This is a genomic window from Alistipes sp. AF48-12 (assembly GCF_003477565.1).
Lineage (GTDB): Bacteria > Bacteroidota > Bacteroidia > Bacteroidales > Rikenellaceae > Alistipes_A > Alistipes_A hominis.
In genome coordinates this window covers 51,778-73,696 of record NZ_QUDJ01000007.1, presented here as the reverse complement: position 1 = coordinate 73,696, position 21,919 = coordinate 51,778, and the positions used below count along the sequence as shown (strand labels likewise).

The following is a 21,919-nucleotide window of genomic DNA, read 5'->3' as shown; positions in this document are numbered from 1 at the left end:
CGTCGCTTTTGCGGTTACAGATAGTCGATGCGGTACTCTTCCGGGAACAGAATTTCCCGTTTCTCTTCGATGGCTTGCAGCCCGAGCAGCGACAGCACGGTCGCGTAGTAGCCCTCCTCGGCGATCATCGGCGGTTGTTCTCCGGTGATCGCGGCTTCGACGAACGCATCGACCGTGAAGCCGGTGCCGTCCAGGAAGTCGCGTTTCTTGCCGATGATGTATTCGCCGTGGTTCTTGCGGGCGATCTCGGGGTCCCAGCTCGGGCCGGCGAAAGAGACGGAGCTGAAAATATCCTTCTCGATGTTGTTGATCATCTGCAAGAATCCGGGCATCGGCGGCGTCTTTTCGAAATAGTATTTGCCGACTTCGGGTTCGAGGGTTCCCAGGTTGCCCATAATCTGCTCTTCGAGCCCGTAGAACTGGTTTGATATGATCGAGTCGAAGGACATCCGCTTGCCGTTTTTGTACGTATACATCACGCCGACATTGTCCTCCACTTCGCGGCCGTCTTTCCAGTAGGTGATTCCCCCCTGTCCGTAGATCCGTTCGGGCAGCTCGCGCCAGATCCACGTTCCCATTTGGATCTGGTGGCAGCCCAGTTCGGTCATCAGGCCGCCGGAGTATTCCTTGTAGTGCCGCCAGTTGATTTTACGCTCCAGTTCGGGCGACGGGACGGGCCTGCGCCAGTCGCCGTTGCGGTTCCAGAACGTTTTGATCCCCTGTATTTCGCCGAACATTCCCGAACGGATCATTTCGATCGCCTTCAGGTAGACCGGGTCGAAAAGCCGCTGTTGGTCGACGAAAAAAACATGCCCCGTCCGTTTATGGGTCTGGTACATCGTCAGCGTGTCCGGCAGCGTCCGGGCCATTGATTTTTCGCAGAAAACGTGCTTGCCCGCTTCCATCGCGGCGCCGGCGATTTCGAGGTGCGTATGCAACGGGGTGGCGATTACTACGCCGTCTACGTTCGGGTCGTCGATCACCTGCCGGTAATCCGCGCAGGTTTTCGCGCTCGGCGCGATCTGACGGCCCAGTTCGAGCCACGGCTCGTAATTGTCGCACAGCCATACGACTTCGGCCTTCGGGTTCATTACCAGGAAATTGAGCAGGTAGCGTCCCCGGTCGCCGGTGCCGATCACCGCGATCCGGGCTTTGTGTCCCGTCGTGGCTTTCCGCTTGTCCTCGGCCATTCCCGACAGCCACGGGAAAGAGGAGAGCAGGGCTGTGGTGCCCGCGACGAATCCGAGCTCTTTCAGGAAGTCCCGGCGGTTTATTTTCTCGTTGTTCATGGTTTCTTCGGATTGCAGCGGGGGCCTGTTGTACCGGCCCCGATTACAAATGTACTTTTTTCATTAAAATTTAAAAACTTTGCCGCCTGCCAGCACTTCCTGGTGCTCTTCGTCGAACGTGACGTATTGTTTGGTACGCAGCGCGGCATTGACCATGATGCAGGCCGACGAATGGTCGTAGGCCGCTTCGACCGGAGCGTTCGTTTTTTCGCCGCTGCGGATGCACTCCATCCAGTTGCGGACGTGAACCGAGGTCATCGGGTCTACGCCGGTCACTCCGGCCGTGGCCACTTTCATCGTCGATTTCAGATCGAGCGGCGCGAGCTGATTCGCATGCATACCCATCGCTTTGGCTTCCCCTTCGGTCAGACCGCCGTTCGGGGTGATCTTGTTGGTGTCGAGGTTCAGTTCGCCGCCGTTCGAGTAGTAGATCTCCTTGACGCTGCCGGCGCTGTTCGTAAAACGCGAGGTGTATTGTACGAGGAATCCTTTCTGCGGGTCGTCGGTCGGACCGTAGTCCATCACGGCGGTCATCGTGTCGAAGTTCGTGCGGCCGTCGTGCCACAGGTAGATGCCGCCGTTGGCCGTTACGCTGCGCGGGTGTTTCAGTCCGGTGAACCAGTGCACCGTGTCGATCTGGTGCGCCATCCACTGGCCGGGGATTCCCGACGAATAGGGCCAGAACAACCGATATTCGAGGTATTTGCGCGGGTCGAACGCTTCGAACGGGCGGTTGCACAGGAAGCGAATCCAGTCGAGGTCTTCTTCCCTGCACTTCGGAACGAGCGACGGACGGCGCCAGCGGCCCGGCTGGTTGACGTTCCACGTCATTTCGCACATCACGATGTCGCCGAATTGGCCCGAGCGGATGTAGTCGTTCGCCGCGTGGTAGTTCGGCGCGCTGCGACGTTGCGAACCGACCTGGAATACGACGCCCGCCTTTTCGACGGCGGCTCTCGCGCGGCGGTTGTCCTCCATCGTTTCGGCGAACGGTTTTTCGACGTAGATATGCTTGCCGTGTTCGGCCGCCTCGACGGTGTGCGTGGCGTGCGCGAAATCCGGCGTGGAGATGATTACCGCGTCGATGTCCTTGTCCTTGTACATCTCTTCGTTGTTGCGGTATCCTTTGACCTTGTGCCCGATTTTCTCTCCCACGACCTGCACGCCTTCATCGCGGCGCAGGCTCCAGATGTCCGACACGCCGATCATGTCGAAGTTCAGTTCCTCGCGGTGATCCGTAAAACCGGGCAACAGCGAACTGCGGAACCGGTCGGAGAAACCGACCACCGCCACGTTGACGCGGTCGTTGGCGCCTTTGACGCGCGCATAGCTTTTCGGACTGAGGATGAAATTGCCCATTACGGCTCCGGCCGATACGAGACCCGCTTTCTTTAGAAATTCCCGCCTGGATATTTTTTCGTTCATGATCGTTTTAGGTTAGTTGTTTCAGTTATAAGTCGTTCATTTGTTTGCGGAGCTCCGCGACAGCCGTCGGCAGTTGCGCTCCGAAATCTTTCCACATGCATTCGATCGATACGCAGCCTTTGTAGCCGATTTTTTTCAGCGCGCGCAGGTAGGGACGAAAATCGTCCCCGTCGGTGCCGGGGGCCGTCCGTTCGGCGGCTTCGGCGATGTGGCAGTGCCGGATATGCTTTCCCGCGTCGACGATGGCCTGCGGCGGCTCTCCGTCGGCCGTCATGTGAAATAGGTCGCACAGCAGCCGGATGTTTTTGTGATTCACGCGTTCGACGATCGAGGCGCCTTCCGACACTGAATTGATCAGGTTCGTTTCGCGGCTGTTCAGTGGTTCGATTACGACCGTCACGCGGTAGCGCGCGGCGACCGGGCCGAGCCGTTTGCATAGTCGCACGAATTGTTCTTCGGCCGTTTCGCGCGAGAATCCGTCGGGCACTTTGCGCGATTTTCCGCTGCCGAAAACGATGTACCGGATACCGGCCCGTTCGGCCCTGCGGAAAGTCGTTTCGGCCCATTTCAGGATCTTTTCGTGGTCGGTCGAAGGGCCTACCACGATCATCGAAGCCGGCAGGAAACCGTTGCAGCTAACGATCTCCGAGCCGGATTCCCGCAGCAGGGCGAGGTTTTTGTCGAATGCCTCTTCCGGCTTGTCCGGAACCAGGAAAGCGGAGACGCCGGCCTCGAGGCAGTCGGCTCCGGCGGCTTTGAGCCGCTGCGCGTTGCGAACGTCGGAACATACTCCGATTCGTGCGTCTAGCGATTGCGGCTTTTTGGCCCGAAGGCCGCCGCATCCGAAGACGAGCAGTCCTGCTATACAGAGGATCCGTGTTTTCATGGTTTTGAAGTTTTCAGGCAGCGGGGCAGGGCGGGTTGCGGTTATTTCAACTCGCGGATCTTGATGTTCTTGAAGTGTACTTCGTCGCCGTGATCCTGCAACAGGATATATCCGCTTTCGGAATTGCCGAAGTTCGGCCAGTCGCGGTATTTGCTGTATGCTACCAGCGCATTCCACTCCTGGTTGTTGCGATCGTATTCGATCAGTTTCACGTCGTTGAGCCAGTGTTCTACGTGGTTGCCCTTCACGACGATTCGCGCCGTGTTGAACTGTCCGGGACGGAACGGCTTGTTGTCCGGCGCAGGGATCAGGTCGTACAGCGAACCGAGCTTGCGATTTCCCTTTACGCCGAGTTTGGCGTCCGGGTGGCGCTGGTCGTCGAGGATTTGGAATTCGCAGCCGATGGCCGAGCCTTCGCCTTTGTTCATATCCGGATCGACGAAATATTTGATGCCGCTGTTGGCCCCTTCGGTGATCTCGAAGTCTGCGACCAGTTCGAAGTCTTTGTATTTGCGCGTCGTGACGATATCGCCGCCGTTAGCCGATTCGCGGCCGTCGGATTTCTGCACGCACAGCATGTCGTTGCGGATTTCCCAGCCCGAAGGAGGGAAGTCGGCGCGTTTCGCGCCGCGCCATCCGTCGGTGGTTTTACCGTCCCAGAGCAGCGTCCATCCCTGGGCCGCTTCGCGCTCGGAGATCGTGTTCGGGATGCAGTTGATCTGCGGCAGACAGCAGATTTCGGGCATCTTTTCGGTTTCGAGATCGGTCGTGCAGATGCGGATGTTTTTCCAGCGGACGGTTTTGCCTTCCATTGCGGCGTTATCGCCGATACCGTGCACCTGCAAGGCGATGAAACCTGCAGCGTCGGCGTTGTCGAGGATGTCGGCCGTCGGAATGCCGTTCAGCCACGTGCGGATGCGGTCGCCGATCGCCTCGATGCGCAGTTTGTTCCACTCGCCCGGTTTGAACGCTTTTTGCGCGCACGGGTTTTTTGTCATCGGGTAGAGCCATCCGCGGCGTCCTTCGTCGTAGATGCCGCCGCTCCATGCCCGCGCCGAAGGGTCGATTTCGTACTGGTAGCCGTGCACCTGTCCGTTGCGGTAATCGGGTTTCGAGTTGCTGCGGAACTGCACGCCGGAGTTCAGCCCTTCGTCCACCTTGAAGCTGAGTTCGAGGATGAAATCTCCGTATGTCTTATCGGTGCAAAGGAACGTATTGGGCGTATTGACCCGGCTGACGCCGACGATCGCGCCGTCTTCGATGCGGTATTCGGCCGCGCCGTTCAGCTTTTTCCATCCTTTGAGGTTCTTTCCGTTGAACAAGGGCTCCCAGTCGCCCTGGGCGGATACGGTCGCGCAGAAACAGAGCATTCCGAGCGCTATAAACAGTTTTTTCATCAGGCTTTTATGATTTTTTGGGTTAAAAACAAATCTCCGTGCACGGGCACGACTTTAATATGTCAAAGGTAGGAATTATTTTTAAAAAAGAAAACGGCGTCTGAAAATTTACGACTCTAATTAGTATTTGCTTGATTGTAAATGATATAACTGAAAATAACAGAGGTTGGTTTTCCTCCGGGACAGTAAAGGCCGTACTTCGTAGCGCATTCGTTCTTTTCGGGGGACGAATTGAAGATAGTTTGTAAAATCTTTTGAATATGAAATATTTTGGCTTATATTTCAGTGATCCGAAGCGAAACGTTGCAACTTTTTCGGGGTCGGAAGAAGGTTTATCGTTGAACAATCATACGGTTTTATGAATAGAATAATAACGGCTTTTTTTGCAATATTACTATTGCAGACTGTTTCGGCTCGGGATTATCCCGTTCAGTTTTCGAAGAGGATCGAAAACAACTATATCAAAAGCCGGCTGGAGAATGTCCAGCCGGACGGCTCGATCAAACCGTTTTCCAATCTGGACGGAAAAACCGATATCGAAAACCTTTTTTTCGAAGATTTCAACGCGCCCGTGGAATATTTCTTCGAACGAGAATTCATAGAAGTTTTAGGTCTTCGGATTGTGAGGGATTCATCGGATCGGTATTACTTGCTTGAAGTTAAAAGTATTCCTAAATTTCAGGAAGTGAACAGAGCGTTAGAAAAAGAGTATCCTTCGATCGGAACCCCGCTAAAGGATCTGGATACGGTAACCGACAGTATGATTCGTCAATCGGTCGAACACAACTTAGCTATGTACGCAAAATGTCAGGAGGAGGCCCCGAAGCGCTATCGGGTCGAGACCCGAACGTTTCGCATCGGCGACCGGTTCGCGGAGGCGTTGTATAATAAGTTCGTGAACTGGATCGACCGTTTCGACAGCAAGGCGGAAGGCCCCTCCGTAGGGTATTGGGCGACTTTCCGCTGCGTGGTCGATAACGAAGTCTGGACGCTGTCCTTAAACGACGAATTCACGGCCGACGCCGTCGCGCTGTCCGACCTTTGCCGGGAGATTATCGCGGATGCCGTCGCGGGCCGCCTGGACGAGGCGAAGTATCTGGAACGGTTGGGCGATTGACGATTTTTCTTCCGAAATAAATATCCCCTGCCCGTGCGGTTTTCGTCTGCGCGGACAGGGGAATGTTTTTGTTTTCTCCCCGGCCGGAAGACGGGGAGCCGGTTTTATCGTATTCCGGACGGGCGGCGGATTAGCGTCCCCGGTCGAAGAATTTTTTGAAAAAGAGCCACTGGTAGTCGATCGAGTTGTTCCAGTAGAGGCCGTCGTGCACGCCCGGCCGCACGATGTAGTCGTGGTCGATCCCGCGCTCCATCAGCTTGTCGTGGAAGTTGCGGTTTACTTCGGCGAAAAAGTCGCCGTAACCGCAGTCGATGATCAACGCCAGGTCGCCGTTGGCGATGCTGTCGATCTGGTTGATCGCCGCGTAGTCGTCCCAGCGCTTCGGATTGTCGGCCTTTTCGCCCAGCGCTTTTTTCATCTCCCAGTTGTCCGGGAACGGGCGGATGTCCAATCCCCCGCTGGTCGATCCGGCGGCCCCGAAGCGGTCTTTATGGCGCAGCGAAAGCCACATGGCGCCGTGCCCGCCCATGCTCAGACCGGTGATGGCCCGTCCGCTGCGATCGGCGCGCGTATGGTAACGGGCGTCTATGTCGCGGAGCAATTCCTGCGATACGAAGGTTTCGTAACGCATCGACGGATCGACGGGGCTGTCCCAGTACCAGCTGTTCTTGCCGTCCGGGCATACGACGATCACGCTGTCGCGTTCGGCCAACTGTACCAGTTCGGGTTTCACCTGCAGCCAATTGGCGGCATAGCCGCTGTAACCGTGCAGCAGGTAGAGCACCGGGTAGGCCGGCCCCGTTTTCGTCCGGGCGCCGTCGGGTACGACTACCACCACTTCGACTCCTTTGTTCATCGACGCGCTCCAGACCGACAGCGTATCCACGGTCGCGGCCTGCGCGAAAGCGGCCGAAAATAACGCAACCGACAGCAAGATCAAATTCCTTACTTTCATAATTTTTTGTTTTTCACCGATTTATGTTGGAAATAGAATTTTGTTCACAGAAAATCCGGGCGAAACGGTCGTTCAAAGTTAAAAATATTTTGCCTGATTTTGCGGGGTTTCCGTTTTTTTCGTTACATTTGCGGTCGGTAAACGATGATATTCATGGATCTTCCGGTGAACGATAAATTTTGGTGGCGCTCGCATCTGAAACGATCGTGAGAGGCTTCACCGTGCGAGGAAAGGATCCGCAACATAATGCATAGGGCTGTCGAACTCACGACAGCCCTTGTTTTTTCGGTACGACAAACATTCAAAACATAAAAGATATGAGCACGAGAACGAAACGATTTATCCTTCCGGAAAGCGAAATTCCGACCCAATGGTACAATATCGCGGCCGACATGCCGAACAAGCCGATGCCGCCGCTCAATCCGCAGACCCGCGAGCCGCTGCGCGCTTCGGATCTCTATCCGATCTTCGCCAAAGCGCTGGCCGATCAGGAGATGAACCAGACCGACGCGTGGATCGACATTCCGGAGGCGGTCCGGGAGCAGTACAAGAACTACCGTTGTACGCCGCTGGTACGGGCTTACGAGCTGGAAAAGGCGTTGGGCACTCCGGCGCATATCTATTTTAAGAACGAAAGCGTCAGCCCGGTAGGGTCGCACAAGCTGAATTCGGCCATCGCGCAGGCTTATTTCTGCAAACAGGAGGGGATTACCAACATCACGACCGAAACCGGCGCGGGCCAGTGGGGCGCCGCGCTGTCGTACGCGGCCAAGGCGTTCGGTCTCGAATTGGCTGTCTACATGGTCAAAATCAGTTACGAACAGAAGCCTTACCGCCGTTCGATCATGCAGACGTTCGGCGCGCAGGTGACCGCTTCGCCGTCGATGTCGACCAAGGCGGGCCGCAAGATCCTGACCGACCATCCGAACTACCAGGGTTCGCTCGGGACGGCTATTTCCGAGGCGATCGAACTGGCGATGAGCACGCCGAACTGCAAATATACGCTCGGCTCGGTATTGAGCCACGTGACGCTGCACCAGACGATTATCGGCCTCGAAGCCGAGAAACAGATGGCGATGGCCGGCGAATATCCCGACATCGTGATCGGCTGTTTCGGCGGCGGATCGAATTTCGGCGGCATTTCGTTCCCGTTCATGCGGCACAACATCCTGTCGGGCAAAAAGACGCGTTTCATCGCCGCCGAACCGAACTCGTGTCCGAAACTGACGCGCGGCGTGTTCCGCTACGATTTTGGCGACGAGGCAGGCTACACGCCGCTGCTGCCGATGTTCACGCTCGGACATAATTTCGCCCCGGCCAACATCCATGCCGGCGGACTGCGCTACCACGGAGCGGGCGTGATCGTGTCGCAACTGCTGAAAGACAAGATGATGGAAGCGGTCGATATCGCGCAGTTGGACAGCTTCGAGGCGGGCTGCCTGTTCGCGCAGACCGAAGGCATCATCCCCGCTCCCGAATCGTGCCATGCGATCGCGGCGGCCGTCGACGAAGCTAACAAATGCAAGGAGAGCGGCGAACAGAAGGTGATCCTGTTCAACCTGTCCGGACACGGTCTGATCGACATGGCGTCGTACGACAAATACATCGCCGGCGACCTGATGAACTACACGCTGACCGACGAGCAGATCGCCGAAAACATCAAGGAGCTCGACACGATGAAATTGTGATTCGAAAATAGTTTATAAGAGAATACTGAGATGCCCTCCTATTTTCGTTTGGAGGGCATTTCTTTTATTGGAGAATCAATTGCACGGTTTGACGATTATCGATTTTGGTAATCAAATTCAATTTTTATTTATTCTTCTGTTTGAGGAAATCTTTTGCTTTTCGTTTAAATATAATCTTTTGCAATCCGTTTTTTAAAGGATTATTCGCATAAATCAAATGTCCTTTTTTTATGATAAAAACCGGAAAATCTCTGGCGAGATTATACCGGTGTCTGTTGGCTATGAAAAAAGCATTGTTTTTGTCATATAAAACGGTGGCGCGAGGCGCTATTTTTTGAATATAGTATGATAACGTAATGGAATCTTGAGAATAAACGATATAGCACACGTTAGAGTATGATTTCAGAAATTTCTCCGTTTCTTCCATTGCTGCAATGCAGGAGGAACAGTCGAAATTATAACATGCAAATAAATATGAAGTACTGTCGCATATGATATTTCCTTGATGTACCGTATCGTATATGACACTCATCAGACAACACGATTCATCGGCAGGAGCTATCAATTCGGTTCCTTTTGCACAACTATTCAAGTAACTTAAGAGGCAAATGGCTAAGATCCATTTCACTTGTCAGTCATTTTGTAAGAAAAAACTTCCGGTTGCGGAGCAATAGAAAGTGCGTATAATGTGCTGTCATTTGCCATGTCGATCGAAATGCAATCTTGATCCATAAAATAACGTGCTACCGGTGTGCCGTCCCATGTAAAAATATGCAGTGCATTTCCTTGGTTGGCTCGCTTTTCCGATAAGGTGCGTCCGGAAAACAATCCGATGATCCATTGATCCGTAACGGCAAGATCTACATAACCGTACATACATTCGGCTTCCAGTCCGACATTCCCTTTGACAATTTTTGTTTTAGGTTCGAAAAGCATGGGTCCTTTGATAAAAAAAGCCTGAGTCGTATCATTTGAATGAAAAACCTCTATTTGATCGGCATATCTACATACAATTGCATACGACCGGTTGTTGGGACTTGCCTTGACGACGCCTATATAAGCCTGATTAACCTGCGGGTTGGCTGTTCGGGCAGAAGATATTTGCGGAGAACAGCCTATTTTCGCTTTGATTTCTCCCTTTTGGTTGAATTTGATTACCCGGCAATCTTCGAAACGACCCGTGCCGACAAACAAAGAGTCTTCCGTTCGAGCGATGCATTCCATCGGTAGCAGATCTTCCCTTAACTGCATTTTTTGTGCGTAACCGGTTGCTTGTTGTAAAGCTTCGGGCAAATTGACCCGCATGATTTCAGAGGTAACCACGTCGTGAATATAAAAATTGCCTGACGAATCCGGAGCTGATAATGACCAAGCTCCCAATAGTTCATAAGGTCCCCGGCCTTTTGCGACGATGGTTTGCTGTCGCCCTGTTTTCTTTGAAAAAAGGATAACTTGGTTTTCCCTGCTCAGATCCTTGAATGCGAACAGCGAATCGTAATCGTAGATGCGTGTGGGATAACTTAACGAATCGGCTATTTGCAAAGAGGTCAGTCGAATCGAATCAGTTAAAGGAAATTCCGAAAAACTTTTGATTTGTCGGAATTCCTTGGAATTTTTGCAACCGGTCACTATTGCAACGAGCAATAGCAATATCGACCATTTTTTTAGCATAACGATTTAATAATATGTTGATTAACTTTTCTGATGCAGGTGTACGTCCATCTGCGGGAACGGAATGTTCAGCCCGACTTCGGCGAAGCGCTTGTATACTTTTTCGTTCATGTCGAAAAAGACGCTCCAGAAATTGTCGGTGCTGGTCCATACGCGTACGACGATGTTAACCGAACTGTCGCCGAGGCTCGACAGCGCGATGAAATGGGCCGGTTCGGGAAGTATCCGGTCGTCCTGTTCGAGCAACTCGGCGATCGTGGCTTTCGCCTTGTCGTAGTCGTCGCCGTAACCGATGCCGAACGTCCACTCCACGCGCCGCCGGTTCTCCTTCGAATAGTTGTTGATAATGCCGGTCGATATGCCGCCGTTCGGAATCATGATCGTTTTGTTGTCCGGCGTGTTGATGATCGTGTTGAATAGTTGGATCTCTTTGACCGTGCCGGTCTGTCCCTGCGCTTCGATGAAATCGCCTACATGGAATGGCTTGAATATAAGGATCATCACACCTCCTGCGAAGTTCTGCAACGTACCGCTCAACGCCATGCCGATCGCCAGACCGGCCGATGCGAAGATCGCGACGAACGACGTGGTGTCGATACCGAGGATGCTGATGATCGTGATAATCAGAAACAGCGTCAGCGAGATGCTCACCAGGCTCATCAGGAAACTTTTGAGCGAAGCGTCTACCTCTCGTTTGGTCAGCATTTTGCGCAGGATGTTTTTCAGGTAGCGGATGATCCAGCGGCCGATCGCCAGGATGACCAGGGCGATCAGGATACGGGCCGAGATGTCGAGGGCGCCCCGGATGATCATGCTAATGACTTCTTCTCCCGACATGTGGGACAGGGCGGTCAGTTTTTCCGCGATTTTTTCTTTGTGCGTCGAGTCGGCCACGATCGTTTGCGCCGACATCCATAGCGATGAAAGAGTCATATTCGATTGATTTTAGTATTTTAAAGATCGAAAATAAGTTTCTGTTTCGGGAATCGCTCGTGTCGTCAGTTGCAAAATCTGTTTCCAGAGATGTTTCCGACAGGGGTGATTCACGACCGAATCCGAAATCCGGCGTGCCTTGCCGTTCCGCCAGTAGAGGCTGTTTCCGCTGACCGGGAGCTTTCCGCAGGCCAGTTGCAGAGCCGTTTCGGCGCCTTGTTCGGGCGTCTTGATCAGCGGACGGAACAGCAGGTCGGCGATCGGGTCGAACCAACGGTGCATCGTAATCATGTTTGTGTCGACGATGCCCGGATCGGCTGCGAAAACGCCGATGCCTGGCGGGCGACCCGCTCGCGCAATTCGAGCGAGAATAGCAGCAGGGCCAGTTTCGAAGTGCCGTAAGCTCGGAAACGAGCGTAACGCTCCGGATCGGGTTCGAACAGTCGGCCGTCGACTCGGCCGATCCGGTAGGTGCACGACAGCGTATTTACGATGCGGCTGCCGGGGTGCATCAGCGGCAGCAGGGCGAGCGTCAGCGCGGCCGTTCCGACGCAGTTGACGCCGACGGTTTGTTCGAAGCCGTCGGCCGTCAGACCGAACGTGCCGTTCATCGTTCCGGCGTTGTTCAGTAGGACGTCGATTCTTTGTCCCCGCGCTTTCAGTTCTGCGGCGAAGCGGGCGATCGAATCCAGCGAGCCCAGATCCAGCGGCAGCAGCGAGATTTCCGGGTTGCCGCTCCGCTTGCGGATGCGCGTGAGGATCGGTTCCGATTTTTCCGGATTGCGGCAGGCCATCAGTACGCGGTATCCTTGCTTTGCGAGTCGTTCGGTCAACGCCTGGCCGATGCCGCCGCTGGCTCCGGTGACGATGTGTAACGGCTTATCTTCCATAGCGGTAAAATTTTGCACGACGTTTGATCAGCCGGATCAGCCGCGACGGAACGAGCGCCGCGAGCGGCATGAACAGGTGGTTGACCGCGCCCGGCGTGACACACCGGCGTCCGGCGAACAGCGCGCGCAATCCTTTGCGGGCCAGCCGTTCGGGCCGCATCAGGATGCCGAGCCGCAGTCCGAGCCGCTGATAATGCCCGCTGAGGTTGTAGAGGTCGGTGGCTACCGCGCCCGGACAAACCGCCGTCACGCGTACGCCGTAATCGTAGAGTTCGTTATGAATCGCTTTCGAAAATTGTTTCAGGTAGCTTTTGGTCGCCGCATAGACCGAAATGCCCGGGAACGGCATACCGGCCGACATCGACGACATGTTCAGTATGTAGCCTTTGCCGCGCGCTTTCATCGCCGCGCCGAAATAGCGGCAAAGCATCGTTACGGTTTGTACGTGCAGGCCGATCATCCGTTCGATCCGGCGGCTGTCCGTTTCGGTCAGATCGTCGAAAAAGAATACGCCGGCGTTGTTGACCAGTACCTCCACTTCGAACCCCTGCTGCCGGGTGTATTCGAAAAGCGAGTCGGCGGCGTCCGCGAGCGACAGGTCGCGGCAAAGCCCGTCGGCCCGTACCCCGAACTGCCGACGGAGTTCCCGCGCCACTTCGGCGATCCGTAGCTCCTCGTTGCTTACGAGCAGCAGGTCGTAGCCTTTTTCGGCGAGCAGCCGGGCGTATTGGTAGCCGATTCCGGAACTCGCCCCGGTGACCAGGGCCAGGGGCGTCGGGCGTTGCTGTGCGTTCATCGTCGTGCGTTGATTCGTTCGATTTCGTGTTGCAGGCATTTCGGCAGCCCTTGCAGGTGTCGGTGGCAGGCCATTTCGACCGAGTACATCCGGGCGATGCAGTAGTTCGTGTGCTCGCAACCGCAGCGCAACTCGCCCCGCTCTTTCATCCGATTGACGAAATCCGGTTCGTTGATCAGCGCGCGAGCCATCGCCACGCATTCGAATCCGCTGTCGAGCACCATGTCGATCTTTTCACGCGACACGAGGCCGCCGACATAGACCAGCGGCAGTTTCAGCGCTTTGCGGAATTGCAGCGCATCTTCGTAAAAATAAGCTTCGCGGAACGGTACCGACGGGATCATCCAGCGTCCGGCCAATTTGACGCCCGCTTTGAGCCATAACTGTTTCATGTAGTAAGTCAGCGTGCGGATCGGCATCTGTCCGCGCATCACGTACATCGGGGCGCGACTGACGAATCCGCCGCTGAGTACCAGCGCATGCGCCCCGCACGCTTCGAGGTTGCGCGCCACTTCGATGCAGTCGTCAATTTCGAGCCCGCCGCGGAAGCCGTCGCGCATGTTGGTCTTGACCAGCACCGCCATATCGCTGCCGGCAGCTTCCATCGCCTCCTGCATACATATTTTCATGAAGCGCATCCGGTTTTCGAGCGATCCGCCGTATTCGTCGCGCCGCCGGTTCGTGTACGGCGACAGGAATTGGCTGATCAGGTAGCCGTGTCCGGCGTGTACCTCGACGGCGTCGAATCCGGCTTCGCGGGCCAGTTTCACGGCTGTGCCGAACGCTTTGGCTATTCCGGGGATTTCGTTTTTGCGCAGCCCCCGCACGAAGGTGGGGGAGTAGATGTTGAATCCGGATGAAGCGGACAGCGGCGTGCAGCCGCAGATGCCCCGGTGCGACATGTTGCCGCAGTGTCCGATCTGGATTCCGGCGGCGGCGCCTTCGGCGTGGATGGCGTCGGTGATCCGGCGCAGACCCGGCACGATCTCCGGACGCAGCCACAACTGATGCGGAAACGACAGACCGTTGCGCGTTACCGAAGCATAGGCCAACGTCGTCATTCCGATGCCGCCGCGCGCGACGCTGCGGTGGTAGTCGTACAGCAGGTCGGTCGGCGAGTTGCCCGCGCACATGCCTTCGAGGCGGCGGCGCGAATCGTGCGGTTGCGGAGGGTCAGCGGTCCGATCTTGCACGGAGTGAACAACAGCGATTCTTTCATTTCGTTGTGCTAATAAATATAAGGGATAATCCGTTTGCGGCGCTGCGTGCGCAGTTGTTCGCCGAATAGTTCGTTGTAACGTTTGTAGATGGCGTCGGCGCGCGGTACGAGGTTCGCGAACGTCCAGATCGCGAATACCGCTCCGGCGGCCGACCAGGTCAGCACGGCGAATCCGATCCATTCGACGATCTCGCCGAAATAGTTGGCCGAGGTTACGTAGCGGAACATGCCGCCCTGCGGCAGGTAGTGGTTGCGGTCGCCCGGCTTGCGCAGGCGGCGGATGATCCGGTCGGAGTGGATGTTGACGGCCATTCCTGCGAAAAAGATCAGCGTGCCGACGATGAACTGCGGCGACAGCAGCCATTGCGGCGTGTAGTAGCCTTCCGGAGCTATGTAAAAGATCCAGCCGCCCTGCATCAGAGCGTTCAGCACGTTGAACGTCACGCCCATCAGTACGATCCCGAGCGGCATCGTGCTACGCCCTTTCAACAACAGCGGGTAGACGAACGCCCGGTTCAGGTAGTGGAGCTGGAACAGCCCGAAAAAGACCAGACATACCGCATCGCCGCGGCGCGGGGAGCAGAGGCAGAGGATACACATGGCGATGAAAACAGGGGCTTCCATCGCGATCCAGCCGAGCCGGTTGTCGATTTTCGGACCCCATTTCCCGTCGCGCAACATGCCGTACCCGGCCCGGACGAAAAACAGCGCGATGAAAACCACGACGGCCAGCGCCGTCATCCCTGCCAGAAAGAGGTCGTAATAGTGTGAAAGATCGGTCATATTCTTCGGATGATTATGGAAAACAGCACCCAAGATACAAATTTTTTTTTAATGGCGGCGACCGGATTTTTCGGAAAGTCGGCGCTTTCCGAGCGTCCGGGGTACGAAACTCCTCATGCCGGCCGTTGCACGGCGACCGGCGACGGCGACTCGTCGCGCCGTATAAATTTCACCGAATATCCGAAATATTTCGACGGTATTTTTCGTTCGGATAATATGCCGGAACCTGTGGCGGCGGTACGGGTAATTGTAAATTTTCTATTACGGAAGCACTTCGGAAGGTATGGGACGGAAGTGTTTATCGTTCTTATTTGTAGTATTTTATGCTCCGTTTGGAGAGGAACGGCCGTTTTGTGTCAGCGTCAGGGCTTTGTAAAATAAGATATCTTTTTTTGTGTAGTTTGAAAATTTTAGTACTTTTGAAGTTGTGATGATTCAAAATTTCATGCGTTTCGTGCGGTTTCCGACGAGCTGACAGCGCGTTAAACGTTATTGAAAGGATGAAAACAGGTATGGTGCGGAAAGGGAATCGTAAATTTTTTTAACGAAAGCAATACAGGCGCAGGTACTTGACCATGAAAAACGGGGTTGCGGGATTTTAGAGTGATGACAATGTGCGGGGCTGGAAGCGGCGGAATTGGAGAGCGGAAGCATGTTGCCATCATTTGTGTTGAATCGCGAGAACGTACCGGTCGGCGAGGGGGGAAATTTTCAACTAATTTTAACATAAAACTAAATTTTAACAACAAAACTCAAAACTTTATTCATTATGGAAGCCAAGGCAGTAAATTTTAAAACGGCAAAAGGCATTAAATCAGCATTCCTGGTTATTGTATGTTGCTTTATTTTAGCTGTATGCGTGTTTCACTTCGTACTGGGTGATCCCGCGAACTTTATGAATAACGACCCGAACAACCACCCGCTGCCGGGTAACTTCAAGGGTACCATTTATAAAGGGGGTGTGATCGTGCCGGTTCTCCAGACGTTGTTTTTGACCGTGATCGTGCTCAGTATCGAACGCGCGTTCGCCATCACCAAAGCCAAAGGAAAAGGCAACGTCACCAAATTCGTCAAGAACGTGAAGGAAGCTCTCGACAAGAACGATACCGCTAAAGCCCGCGAACTTTGCGTGAAGCAGAAAGGTTGCGTTGCAAGCGTCGTTTACTCTACGCTGACCAAGTACGAAGAGATGGAAAAAGACACCACGCTGGCCAAAGAGCAGAAACTGATGAACATCCAGAAAGAGCTCGACGAAGCTACCGCATTGGAAATGCCGTCGCTGCAACAGAATCTGGTGGTTATCGCGACCATGACCACGCTGGGTACCCTGATCGGTCTGCTCGGAACCGTTATCGGTATGATCAAGTCGTTCGCCGCACTGGCAACCGCCGGTTCTCCGGACTCCGTAGCGCTGTCCGCCGGTATTTCCGAGGCCCTTATCAACACCGCCTTCGGTATCGCAACCGGTGCTCTGGCCGTTATCTCTTACAACTTCTTCACCAGCAAAATCGACAAACTCACCTATAGCATCGACGAAGTAGGGTTTACCATTGTTCAGACTTATGCTGCAACGCATAAAGCCTAACTTTTAAAAAAAAAATTACTTCTCGTTATGGCTAGAGTAAAAGTAAAAAAAACAGAGTACATTCATCGACATGACCGCGATGAGCGATGTGACGGTGCTCTTGCTTACTTTCTTTATGCTTACGTCCACTTTCATCCAGAAGGAGCCGATACAGATTTCGACCCCGGCTTCCGTGATGGAGATCAAGATACCCGAAACCGATATTCTCCAGATTTTGGTGGATAACGACGGCAAGGTGTTCATGAGCATGGACAAGCAGGAAGACCGCGTGGCGGTTCTGGAGAAAATGGGCGAAGAGTACGGGATCGCATTCACGCCCGAAGAAGTCAACAAATTCAGGTTGGCTCCGTCGTTCGGGGTGCCCATCGGTCAGATGAGGTCTTTCTTGGCGCTGCCCGAAGACGAGCAGGACAAGATTTTGAAAGACTACGGGATTCCGACCGACAGCACCGACAATCAGTTGAAGTCGTGGGTCAAGAATGCCCGGTTACAGAACAGGGATCTGCGGATCGCCATCAAGGCGGATCAGGCTACGCCTTATCCTATCATCAATACCATTATGACGTCGCTTCAGGATATCCGGGAAAACCGGTACAACCTGATCACCACGTTGAAAGTGGTCAGTACAGACAATTAATGCCGTCGCATAAGATTTAAATATTATGGCTGAAATACAAGAAAACAACAGCGGCAAAGGTAAGGAGGGTAAGGGCAAACAGAAAAAGATGACCATCCGGGTCGATTTTACCCCGATGGTGGATATGAACATGTTGCTCATTACGTTCTTTATGCTTTGTACCTCGTTGAGCAAGCCTCAGACGATGGAAATTAGTATGCCGACCAAAGATACGCAGGAAGATATGCAGACGAAAGTGGCGGCATCCCGTGCCATTACGCTCCTTTTGGGAGAAGACGACAAGGTTTATTATTACCTGGGAGAACCTAATTATCAGGACTATACGTCGCTCAAGGAGACGACTTACACTCCGGACGGCCTGCGTGCGGTTCTGCTGGCGCGTAATGCCAACGTCGTGGCACGGATCAACGAATTGAAGAAAAAGAAGCTGGACGGAGAGATCACCGAAGAGGAGTTCAAGACGCAGTCCACCGAGATCAAGAAAGACGAGAACGCTCCCGTCGTTTCGATCAAGGGAACCGACGAGTCGACCTATAAAAACCTGATCGACGCGCTGGACGAAATGCAGATCTGCAACATCAGCCGTTACGCTATCGTGCCGATAGCCGAAGGCGACCTGTGGCTGATCAAGAACCTGAAATCTGCCGGCGATCTCGGCAAGAACAGTGAAATGGCGCAAAACTAATAGTACACATTAAATCGAAAAAAAATGAGTGATTTGGATTTGAATTCGAAGCAATGGTGCGAATTAGTTTTCGACGGGAAAATACCGAATTCGGCGCATTCCAGATGCGTCAGGAGTCGACGTCCCGTCATAACAAGGCAATGATTATCGTAGCGATCCTGGTCGTGCTGATTATCACGCTGCCCGCGCTGTTCCGCTACATTGCTCCGAAAAAACAGGAAGAAGTCAAAATGACCGAAGTGACGCAGTTGACCAAACTGCCGCCCCCGGAAGTGAAGAATAACGATGTGATCAAGAAGGTGGACGCTCCGCCCCCACCGCCGTTGAAGAGCTCTATCAAGTTTACCGCTCCGAAGATCGTGAAAGACGAGGACGCGGATCGGGAGGACGTGAAGACGCAGGAAGAAATTATCAGTGCGAAAGTTGCGGTTTCCGTGGCTGACGTGAAGGGTAACGACGACCTGTTCGGTACGGACATCCAGGACTTGAAGGAGATCGCGATCGACACGCCGCAGGAGGAAGTGCAGGAGACCGTATTCCAGACGGTCGAGCAGATGCCTTCGTTCCCCGGCGGTATGCAGGCGCTGAACAAGTACCTGAAAGATAACCTGAGGTATCCGACGATTGCCGCCGAAAACGGCGTTTCGGGAAGGGTCGTACTGCGTTTCGTCGTATCGAAAAGCGGTAAGATCGAGAACGTCGAAGTACTCGGCCCCGTAGACCGCGCGCTCGACGAGGAAGCGGTTCGCGTGGTGAAATCCATGCCCGCATGGGTTCCCGGTAAGCAGAACGGAAACGCCGTAGCGGTGTACTACACGCTTCCGGTTACGTTCGTGCTGGGACAGCAGTAATCATCTTTATTTATCAAAAACCCTGCTTAAATTTCAATTTAAACAGGGTTTTTGTTTTTTAAGGCAGGTCCGGTTTTTGATATCAAAATATGTCGTATGAAAAAACAAAATGATGAAGAACGCAAGCCCGGCGGCATGAGTAAAATTTATTACGTTTTCGGGTTGTTCATGATAATATTTTACGTCGGTATGGCGTATATTATGATATTTTCGCCTATATTTGTAAAACGCATATCGGCTCCGCTGCGTTACGGGATGGGAGCGCTCTTTTTTCTGTACGGTATTTTCAGAGCATACCGGCAGATCAAGGACCGGTAATATCGAATGAATTATGTCAAAGGCAGGTAAGTTTTTAGGGATCGTTTCGGTGGCAATTGCGGCTGCGTGGATTTTTACCTCTTGCTGGGGAAATAAAGCGAAAGACAAACATACGGATACGGCTACTTCCGGAGTGATACAGATCAGCGCCGACGAAAGTTTCCGGGACATCGTGCAGCAGGAGATCGACGTGTTCGAGAGTATTTACGTACAGGCCGGAATCATGCCGATTTATGCCAGCGAGGTGGACGCGATCAACCTGTTGCTGAAAGACAGCGTGCGCCTGGCGGTCGCGTCGCGTCAACTGACCGAGGCCGAAAAGGAAGGGCTCGCCCAGAAAAAACTGTTCCCGAAGGAGATCAAGATCGCTACGGACGGCATCGCGCTGATCGTCAATAAGCAGAATGCGGATTCGATGATCTCGATTCCCGACCTGCGGGAGATTCTGACCGGACGGATTACCCGGTGGAATCAGTTGAATCCCGGTTCCAAGCTCGGCGACCTGCAATTGGTTTTCGACAACCAGAATTCGAGTACGGTACGTTTTGCGATCGATTCGATCTGCCGCGGCGATTCGCTGGCAGGCAACCTGAGCGCCCAGCACGACAATGCGGCCGTGATCGATTACGTGTCGAAAACGCCTGGCGCGATCGGCGTGATCGGCGTTACGTGGGTGGGCAACAAGAGCGATTCGACCCGGATGACGTTCTCGGAGCTGGTGACGGTGATGAGCGTCAGCCGCGAAACCAAAGCGACGCGAGAAAACAGTTACAAGCCTTTTCAGGCCTATATCGCATTGGGACAGTATCCGCTGGTTCGGAATATGTACGTACTGCTGACCGATCCGCGCAGCGGGTTGGCGTCGGGATTCGCCACGTTCATGGCGTCCGATCGCGGCCAGCGGATCATTCTCCGTTCCGGCATCGTACCTGCGACGCAAAATGTGCGGATCGTAAATGTACGCGAAAATTTGTAATTAAAAATAGCTTAACTAACTGATTAAAAATGGGTTCTAAAATTAGTGTTTTGACCCTCGCTTTGATGATGGGGGCGACTTCGCTTTTCGCAGAAGATAATGGAAAAGCGATCGATTACTACAAGGTAGGCATGTACGGCGAAGCAAAAAGGAGTTGTTGGCGAATCTGCAGAGCGGAAAGACGGACAAGGCCGAAGTGTGCTATTACCTGGGCGAGCTCTATTCGGCCCAGAACATGAAGGATTCGGCGGCTTATTACTATAAGGAAGGGATCGTGGCCGATCCCGATTACGTATTGAATTCGATCGGCGAACTGAAACTCGACCTGGCGAACAACCCGAACGCCGACAAGGCTTTCAGCGGTTTTCTGACCGGTAAGAATAAGAAGAATCCCGCCGTTTACATTGCGATTGCAAGGCTTATCTGCCGGTTTCGACCGCCAAGGCGATGGAATACATGGAGCAGGCGCGCGCCGTCGCTCCGAAATCTCCGGATGTTTTCATTCTCGAAGGAGACATCCTGGCCGCTAAAAAGCAGTACGGCGATGCGGCGAGCCGCTACGAGCAGGCTATCTATTTCGATAACAAATGCAAGGAGGCTTATTTCAAATACGCCAAGATTTACAGCCGTTCCAATCCGCAGTATGCGATCGATATGCTGAACAAGCTGATCGAGATGGATCCGGAATATACGGTCGCCTACGGGGAGTTGGCCGACGTATATTACAAGAACGAAGAGTTTGCCAAAGCGGCGGACGCTTTTTCGAAATACGTGAACGTCGAGACTTCGGATATGAAGGATCTGGCGCGTTATGCGACGCTGCTGTACTTCAGCGGCGATCAGGACAAAGCCTTGGAACTGGTAACGAAGGTGTCGCAGCGAGAGCCGAACAACACGGTTCTGCGCCGTCTTAACATGTACATCAATTACGACAAGGGCGACTATGCGAAGAGCCTGGAGCTTGCCAAAACGCTGATGGGACAGGTGGAAGACAGCTCGAAGCTGATTACGCGGGATTATATGTATTTCGCGCGGACGCTTTCCAAGAACGACCTGCATAAGGAAGCCGCCGAAGTTTTCGAAAAGGCGGTAAACATGGACACGGCGCGCGTGGAACTGCTCAAGGAGATGGGTAGCGAATACGAGGCCGTGAAGGATTACGACAAGGCGATCGGCGCTTACAAACGCTATATCGATCAGGCCAAGGACGTCAAGCTGAACGATTATTTCAACCTCGGTAAAGTCTATTATACGGCCGGCGCGTCGATTCGTCCGACCGAAGACGGAGTGGTTATGACCGAAAGCGATTCGATGCGTATGGTCGATTACCTGAAAGGGGCCGACAGTCTGTTCGCGCATGTCGTGGAAAAGGCTCCGGAAAGCTATCTGGGTTACCTGTTCCGCGGACGCGCCAACTGGGCCATCGATAATCCGCAGGCTCCGAAGCTGGCCAAGCCGTTCTACGAACAGGCGATTGCCGTTATGGAAAAAGATCCGCAGAAGAATGCGGCCGGTCTGATCGAGGCTTATCGCTTCATGGGGGTACACTACATCGGGCTGGAGGACTATCCGGCATCGCTCGAGTACTGGAAAAAGATTCTCGAACTGAATCCCGACAATGCGGAAGCCAAACGGATGGCGGAGGTGTTGCCGCAGTACATTCAGCAGTAATTTTTAGCGTGACAATCACTCAAATCCCGTCCGGGTATCCGGACGGGATTTTCGTTTTCGCGTTTCCCCGCCGCGTCCGGTCGTACGGGCCGTCCGGAACGGTCGTTTCGGAATGTTAATAAAAATTTGTAAAAATTAGGAATAAAA

Annotated in this window: 20 protein-coding genes and 2 pseudogenes; 10 read left to right on the top strand and 12 right to left on the bottom strand. The window is 53.7% G+C overall.

The features are described from left to right. Window positions 1-14: 14 nt before the first annotated feature. From DW082_RS05925 to DW082_RS05910, 4 genes are all read right to left on the bottom strand, one after another. Entirely contained in the window at window positions 15-1,289 is a 1,275-nt protein-coding gene (locus tag DW082_RS05925) for a Gfo/Idh/MocA family protein (protein ID WP_118457814.1), read from the bottom strand. A 63-nt stretch (window positions 1,290-1,352) separates the two neighbouring features. After that, window positions 1,353-2,714 (bottom strand): Gfo/Idh/MocA family protein, encoded by a 1,362-nt coding sequence (locus tag DW082_RS05920; RefSeq protein WP_118457812.1) that lies wholly within the window; start codon window positions 2,712-2,714, stop codon window positions 1,353-1,355. Window positions 2,715-2,739: 25 nt separating this feature from the next. Next, window positions 2,740-3,600 carry a sugar phosphate isomerase/epimerase gene (locus tag DW082_RS05915; protein ID WP_118457810.1) on the bottom strand — a complete coding sequence of 287 codons (861 nt, stop codon included), beginning with the start codon at window positions 3,598-3,600 and terminating at the stop codon, window positions 2,740-2,742. A 41-nt stretch (window positions 3,601-3,641) separates the two neighbouring features. Further along, window positions 3,642-4,997, bottom strand: a complete 1,356-nt coding sequence (locus DW082_RS05910; RefSeq protein ID WP_118457808.1) for a DUF1080 domain-containing protein — start codon at window positions 4,995-4,997, stop codon at window positions 3,642-3,644. A gap of 685 nt (window positions 4,998-5,682) precedes the next feature. Here DW082_RS05910 and DW082_RS14285 point away from each other — a divergent pair. Further along, entirely contained in the window at window positions 5,683-6,114 is a 432-nt protein-coding gene (locus tag DW082_RS14285; RefSeq protein ID WP_145996540.1) for a hypothetical protein, read from the top strand. 130 nt (window positions 6,115-6,244) lie between these two features. Here the strand turns inward: DW082_RS14285 and DW082_RS05900 are convergent, their stop codons facing one another. Then, the gene (locus tag DW082_RS05900) at window positions 6,245-7,069 is read right to left on the bottom strand and encodes an alpha/beta hydrolase family protein (RefSeq protein ID WP_101572566.1); all 825 of its coding nucleotides are present in this window, start codon (window positions 7,067-7,069) and stop codon (window positions 6,245-6,247) included. Window positions 7,070-7,386: 317 nt separating this feature from the next. On the opposite strand from DW082_RS05900, the gene DW082_RS05895 reads away from it, so the two are divergent. Then, on the top strand, window positions 7,387-8,757 hold the full coding sequence (locus DW082_RS05895; RefSeq protein WP_101572567.1) for a TrpB-like pyridoxal phosphate-dependent enzyme: 1,371 nt from the start codon (window positions 7,387-7,389) through the stop codon (window positions 8,755-8,757). Window positions 8,758-9,381: 624 nt separating this feature from the next. On the opposite strand, the gene DW082_RS05885 is transcribed toward DW082_RS05895, so the two are convergent. From DW082_RS05885 to DW082_RS05855, 7 genes and pseudogenes are all read right to left on the bottom strand, one after another. Further along, complete coding sequence (locus DW082_RS05885) at window positions 9,382-10,428, bottom strand: BF3164 family lipoprotein (protein ID WP_118457806.1); 1,047 nt, start codon at window positions 10,426-10,428, stop codon at window positions 9,382-9,384. 21 nt (window positions 10,429-10,449) lie between these two features. After that, window positions 10,450-11,361, bottom strand: a complete 912-nt coding sequence (locus DW082_RS05880; protein ID WP_081032590.1) for a mechanosensitive ion channel family protein — start codon at window positions 11,359-11,361, stop codon at window positions 10,450-10,452. A 12-nt stretch (window positions 11,362-11,373) separates the two neighbouring features. Next, window positions 11,374-11,643, bottom strand: a complete 270-nt coding sequence (locus DW082_RS05875) for a hypothetical protein (protein ID WP_147386976.1) — start codon at window positions 11,641-11,643, stop codon at window positions 11,374-11,376. Between the two features lie 5 nt (window positions 11,644-11,648). Further along, complete coding sequence (locus DW082_RS05870) at window positions 11,649-12,251, bottom strand: SDR family NAD(P)-dependent oxidoreductase (protein WP_118457802.1); 603 nt, start codon at window positions 12,249-12,251, stop codon at window positions 11,649-11,651. Next, window positions 12,241-13,047, bottom strand: a complete 807-nt coding sequence (locus DW082_RS05865) for an SDR family oxidoreductase (RefSeq protein WP_101572574.1) — start codon at window positions 13,045-13,047, stop codon at window positions 12,241-12,243. The genes DW082_RS05870 and DW082_RS05865 overlap by 11 nt, the downstream gene beginning before the upstream one ends. Next, window positions 13,044-14,266, bottom strand: a pseudogene (locus tag DW082_RS05860) (NADH:flavin oxidoreductase). Before DW082_RS05860 ends, DW082_RS05865 begins: the two are co-directional and overlap by 4 nt. Window positions 14,267-14,275: 9 nt before the next feature. Then, window positions 14,276-15,007 carry a DUF1295 domain-containing protein gene (locus DW082_RS05855; RefSeq protein ID WP_055205139.1) on the bottom strand — a complete coding sequence of 244 codons (732 nt, stop codon included), beginning with the start codon at window positions 15,005-15,007 and terminating at the stop codon, window positions 14,276-14,278. Between the two features lie 51 nt (window positions 15,008-15,058). Here DW082_RS05855 and DW082_RS05850 point away from each other — a divergent pair, with 51 nt between their 5' ends. From DW082_RS05850 to DW082_RS05815, 8 genes and pseudogenes are all read left to right on the top strand, one after another. Then, window positions 15,059-15,430 (top strand): hypothetical protein, encoded by a 372-nt coding sequence (locus DW082_RS05850; protein WP_147386975.1) that lies wholly within the window; start codon window positions 15,059-15,061, stop codon window positions 15,428-15,430. Window positions 15,431-15,818: 388 nt separating this feature from the next. Continuing rightward, a complete protein-coding gene (locus DW082_RS05845) occupies window positions 15,819-16,634 on the top strand; it encodes a MotA/TolQ/ExbB proton channel family protein (protein ID WP_055204790.1) in 816 nt (271 codons plus the stop codon). Window positions 16,635-16,704: 70 nt separating this feature from the next. Further along, window positions 16,705-17,271 carry a biopolymer transporter ExbD gene (locus DW082_RS05840; RefSeq protein ID WP_118457798.1) on the top strand — a complete coding sequence of 189 codons (567 nt, stop codon included), beginning with the start codon at window positions 16,705-16,707 and terminating at the stop codon, window positions 17,269-17,271. Window positions 17,272-17,296: 25 nt separating this feature from the next. After that, window positions 17,297-17,956, top strand: coding sequence for a biopolymer transporter ExbD (locus DW082_RS05835; RefSeq protein ID WP_101572576.1), 660 nt, complete (start codon window positions 17,297-17,299; stop codon window positions 17,954-17,956). Between the two features lie 24 nt (window positions 17,957-17,980). Next, window positions 17,981-18,807: pseudogene (locus DW082_RS05830) on the top strand (energy transducer TonB). Window positions 18,808-18,903: 96 nt separating this feature from the next. Then, complete coding sequence (locus DW082_RS05825) at window positions 18,904-19,125, top strand: hypothetical protein (RefSeq protein WP_259335532.1); 222 nt, start codon at window positions 18,904-18,906, stop codon at window positions 19,123-19,125. 13 nt (window positions 19,126-19,138) lie between these two features. Next, window positions 19,139-20,101 carry a PstS family phosphate ABC transporter substrate-binding protein gene (locus DW082_RS05820; protein ID WP_055204799.1) on the top strand — a complete coding sequence of 321 codons (963 nt, stop codon included), beginning with the start codon at window positions 19,139-19,141 and terminating at the stop codon, window positions 20,099-20,101. Window positions 20,102-20,548: 447 nt separating this feature from the next. Then, window positions 20,549-21,772 carry a lipopolysaccharide assembly protein LapB gene (locus DW082_RS05815; protein WP_118457796.1) on the top strand — a complete coding sequence of 408 codons (1,224 nt, stop codon included), beginning with the start codon at window positions 20,549-20,551 and terminating at the stop codon, window positions 21,770-21,772. Window positions 21,773-21,919 lie beyond the last annotated feature (147 nt).

Bases quoted from the DNA above. Each gene is read 5' to 3' on its own strand.
- DW082_RS05815 (WP_118457796.1), top strand. From the start codon at position 20,549: ATGGAATACATGGAGCAGGCGCGCGCCGTCGCTCCGAAATCTCCGGAT.
- DW082_RS05840 (WP_118457798.1), top strand. From the start codon at position 16,705: ATGACCGCGATGAGCGATGTGACGGTGCTCTTGCTTACTTTCTTTATG.
- DW082_RS05910 (WP_118457808.1), bottom strand. From the start codon at position 4,997: ATGAAAAAACTGTTTATAGCGCTCGGAATGCTCTGTTTCTGCGCGACC.
- DW082_RS05835 (WP_101572576.1), top strand. From the start codon at position 17,297: ATGGCTGAAATACAAGAAAACAACAGCGGCAAAGGTAAGGAGGGTAAG.
- DW082_RS05900 (WP_101572566.1), bottom strand. From the start codon at position 7,069: ATGAAAGTAAGGAATTTGATCTTGCTGTCGGTTGCGTTATTTTCGGCC.
- DW082_RS05915 (WP_118457810.1), bottom strand. From the start codon at position 3,600: ATGAAAACACGGATCCTCTGTATAGCAGGACTGCTCGTCTTCGGATGC.
- DW082_RS05825 (WP_259335532.1), top strand. From the start codon at position 18,904: ATGAAAAAACAAAATGATGAAGAACGCAAGCCCGGCGGCATGAGTAAA.
- DW082_RS05845 (WP_055204790.1), top strand. From the start codon at position 15,819: ATGGAAGCCAAGGCAGTAAATTTTAAAACGGCAAAAGGCATTAAATCA.
- DW082_RS05875 (WP_147386976.1), bottom strand. From the start codon at position 11,643: ATGCACCGTTGGTTCGACCCGATCGCCGACCTGCTGTTCCGTCCGCTG.
- DW082_RS05870 (WP_118457802.1), bottom strand. From the start codon at position 12,251: ATGGAAGATAAGCCGTTACACATCGTCACCGGAGCCAGCGGCGGCATC.
- DW082_RS05850 (WP_147386975.1), top strand. From the start codon at position 15,059: ATGATTATGGAAAACAGCACCCAAGATACAAATTTTTTTTTAATGGCG.
- DW082_RS05820 (WP_055204799.1), top strand. From the start codon at position 19,139: ATGTCAAAGGCAGGTAAGTTTTTAGGGATCGTTTCGGTGGCAATTGCG.
- DW082_RS05920 (WP_118457812.1), bottom strand. From the start codon at position 2,714: ATGAACGAAAAAATATCCAGGCGGGAATTTCTAAAGAAAGCGGGTCTC.
- DW082_RS05865 (WP_101572574.1), bottom strand. From the start codon at position 13,047: ATGAACGCACAGCAACGCCCGACGCCCCTGGCCCTGGTCACCGGGGCG.
- DW082_RS05925 (WP_118457814.1), bottom strand. From the start codon at position 1,289: ATGAACAACGAGAAAATAAACCGCCGGGACTTCCTGAAAGAGCTCGGA.
- DW082_RS05885 (WP_118457806.1), bottom strand. From the start codon at position 10,428: ATGCTAAAAAAATGGTCGATATTGCTATTGCTCGTTGCAATAGTGACC.
- DW082_RS05895 (WP_101572567.1), top strand. From the start codon at position 7,387: ATGAGCACGAGAACGAAACGATTTATCCTTCCGGAAAGCGAAATTCCG.
- DW082_RS05855 (WP_055205139.1), bottom strand. From the start codon at position 15,007: ATGACGGCGCTGGCCGTCGTGGTTTTCATCGCGCTGTTTTTCGTCCGG.
- DW082_RS05880 (WP_081032590.1), bottom strand. From the start codon at position 11,361: ATGACTCTTTCATCGCTATGGATGTCGGCGCAAACGATCGTGGCCGAC.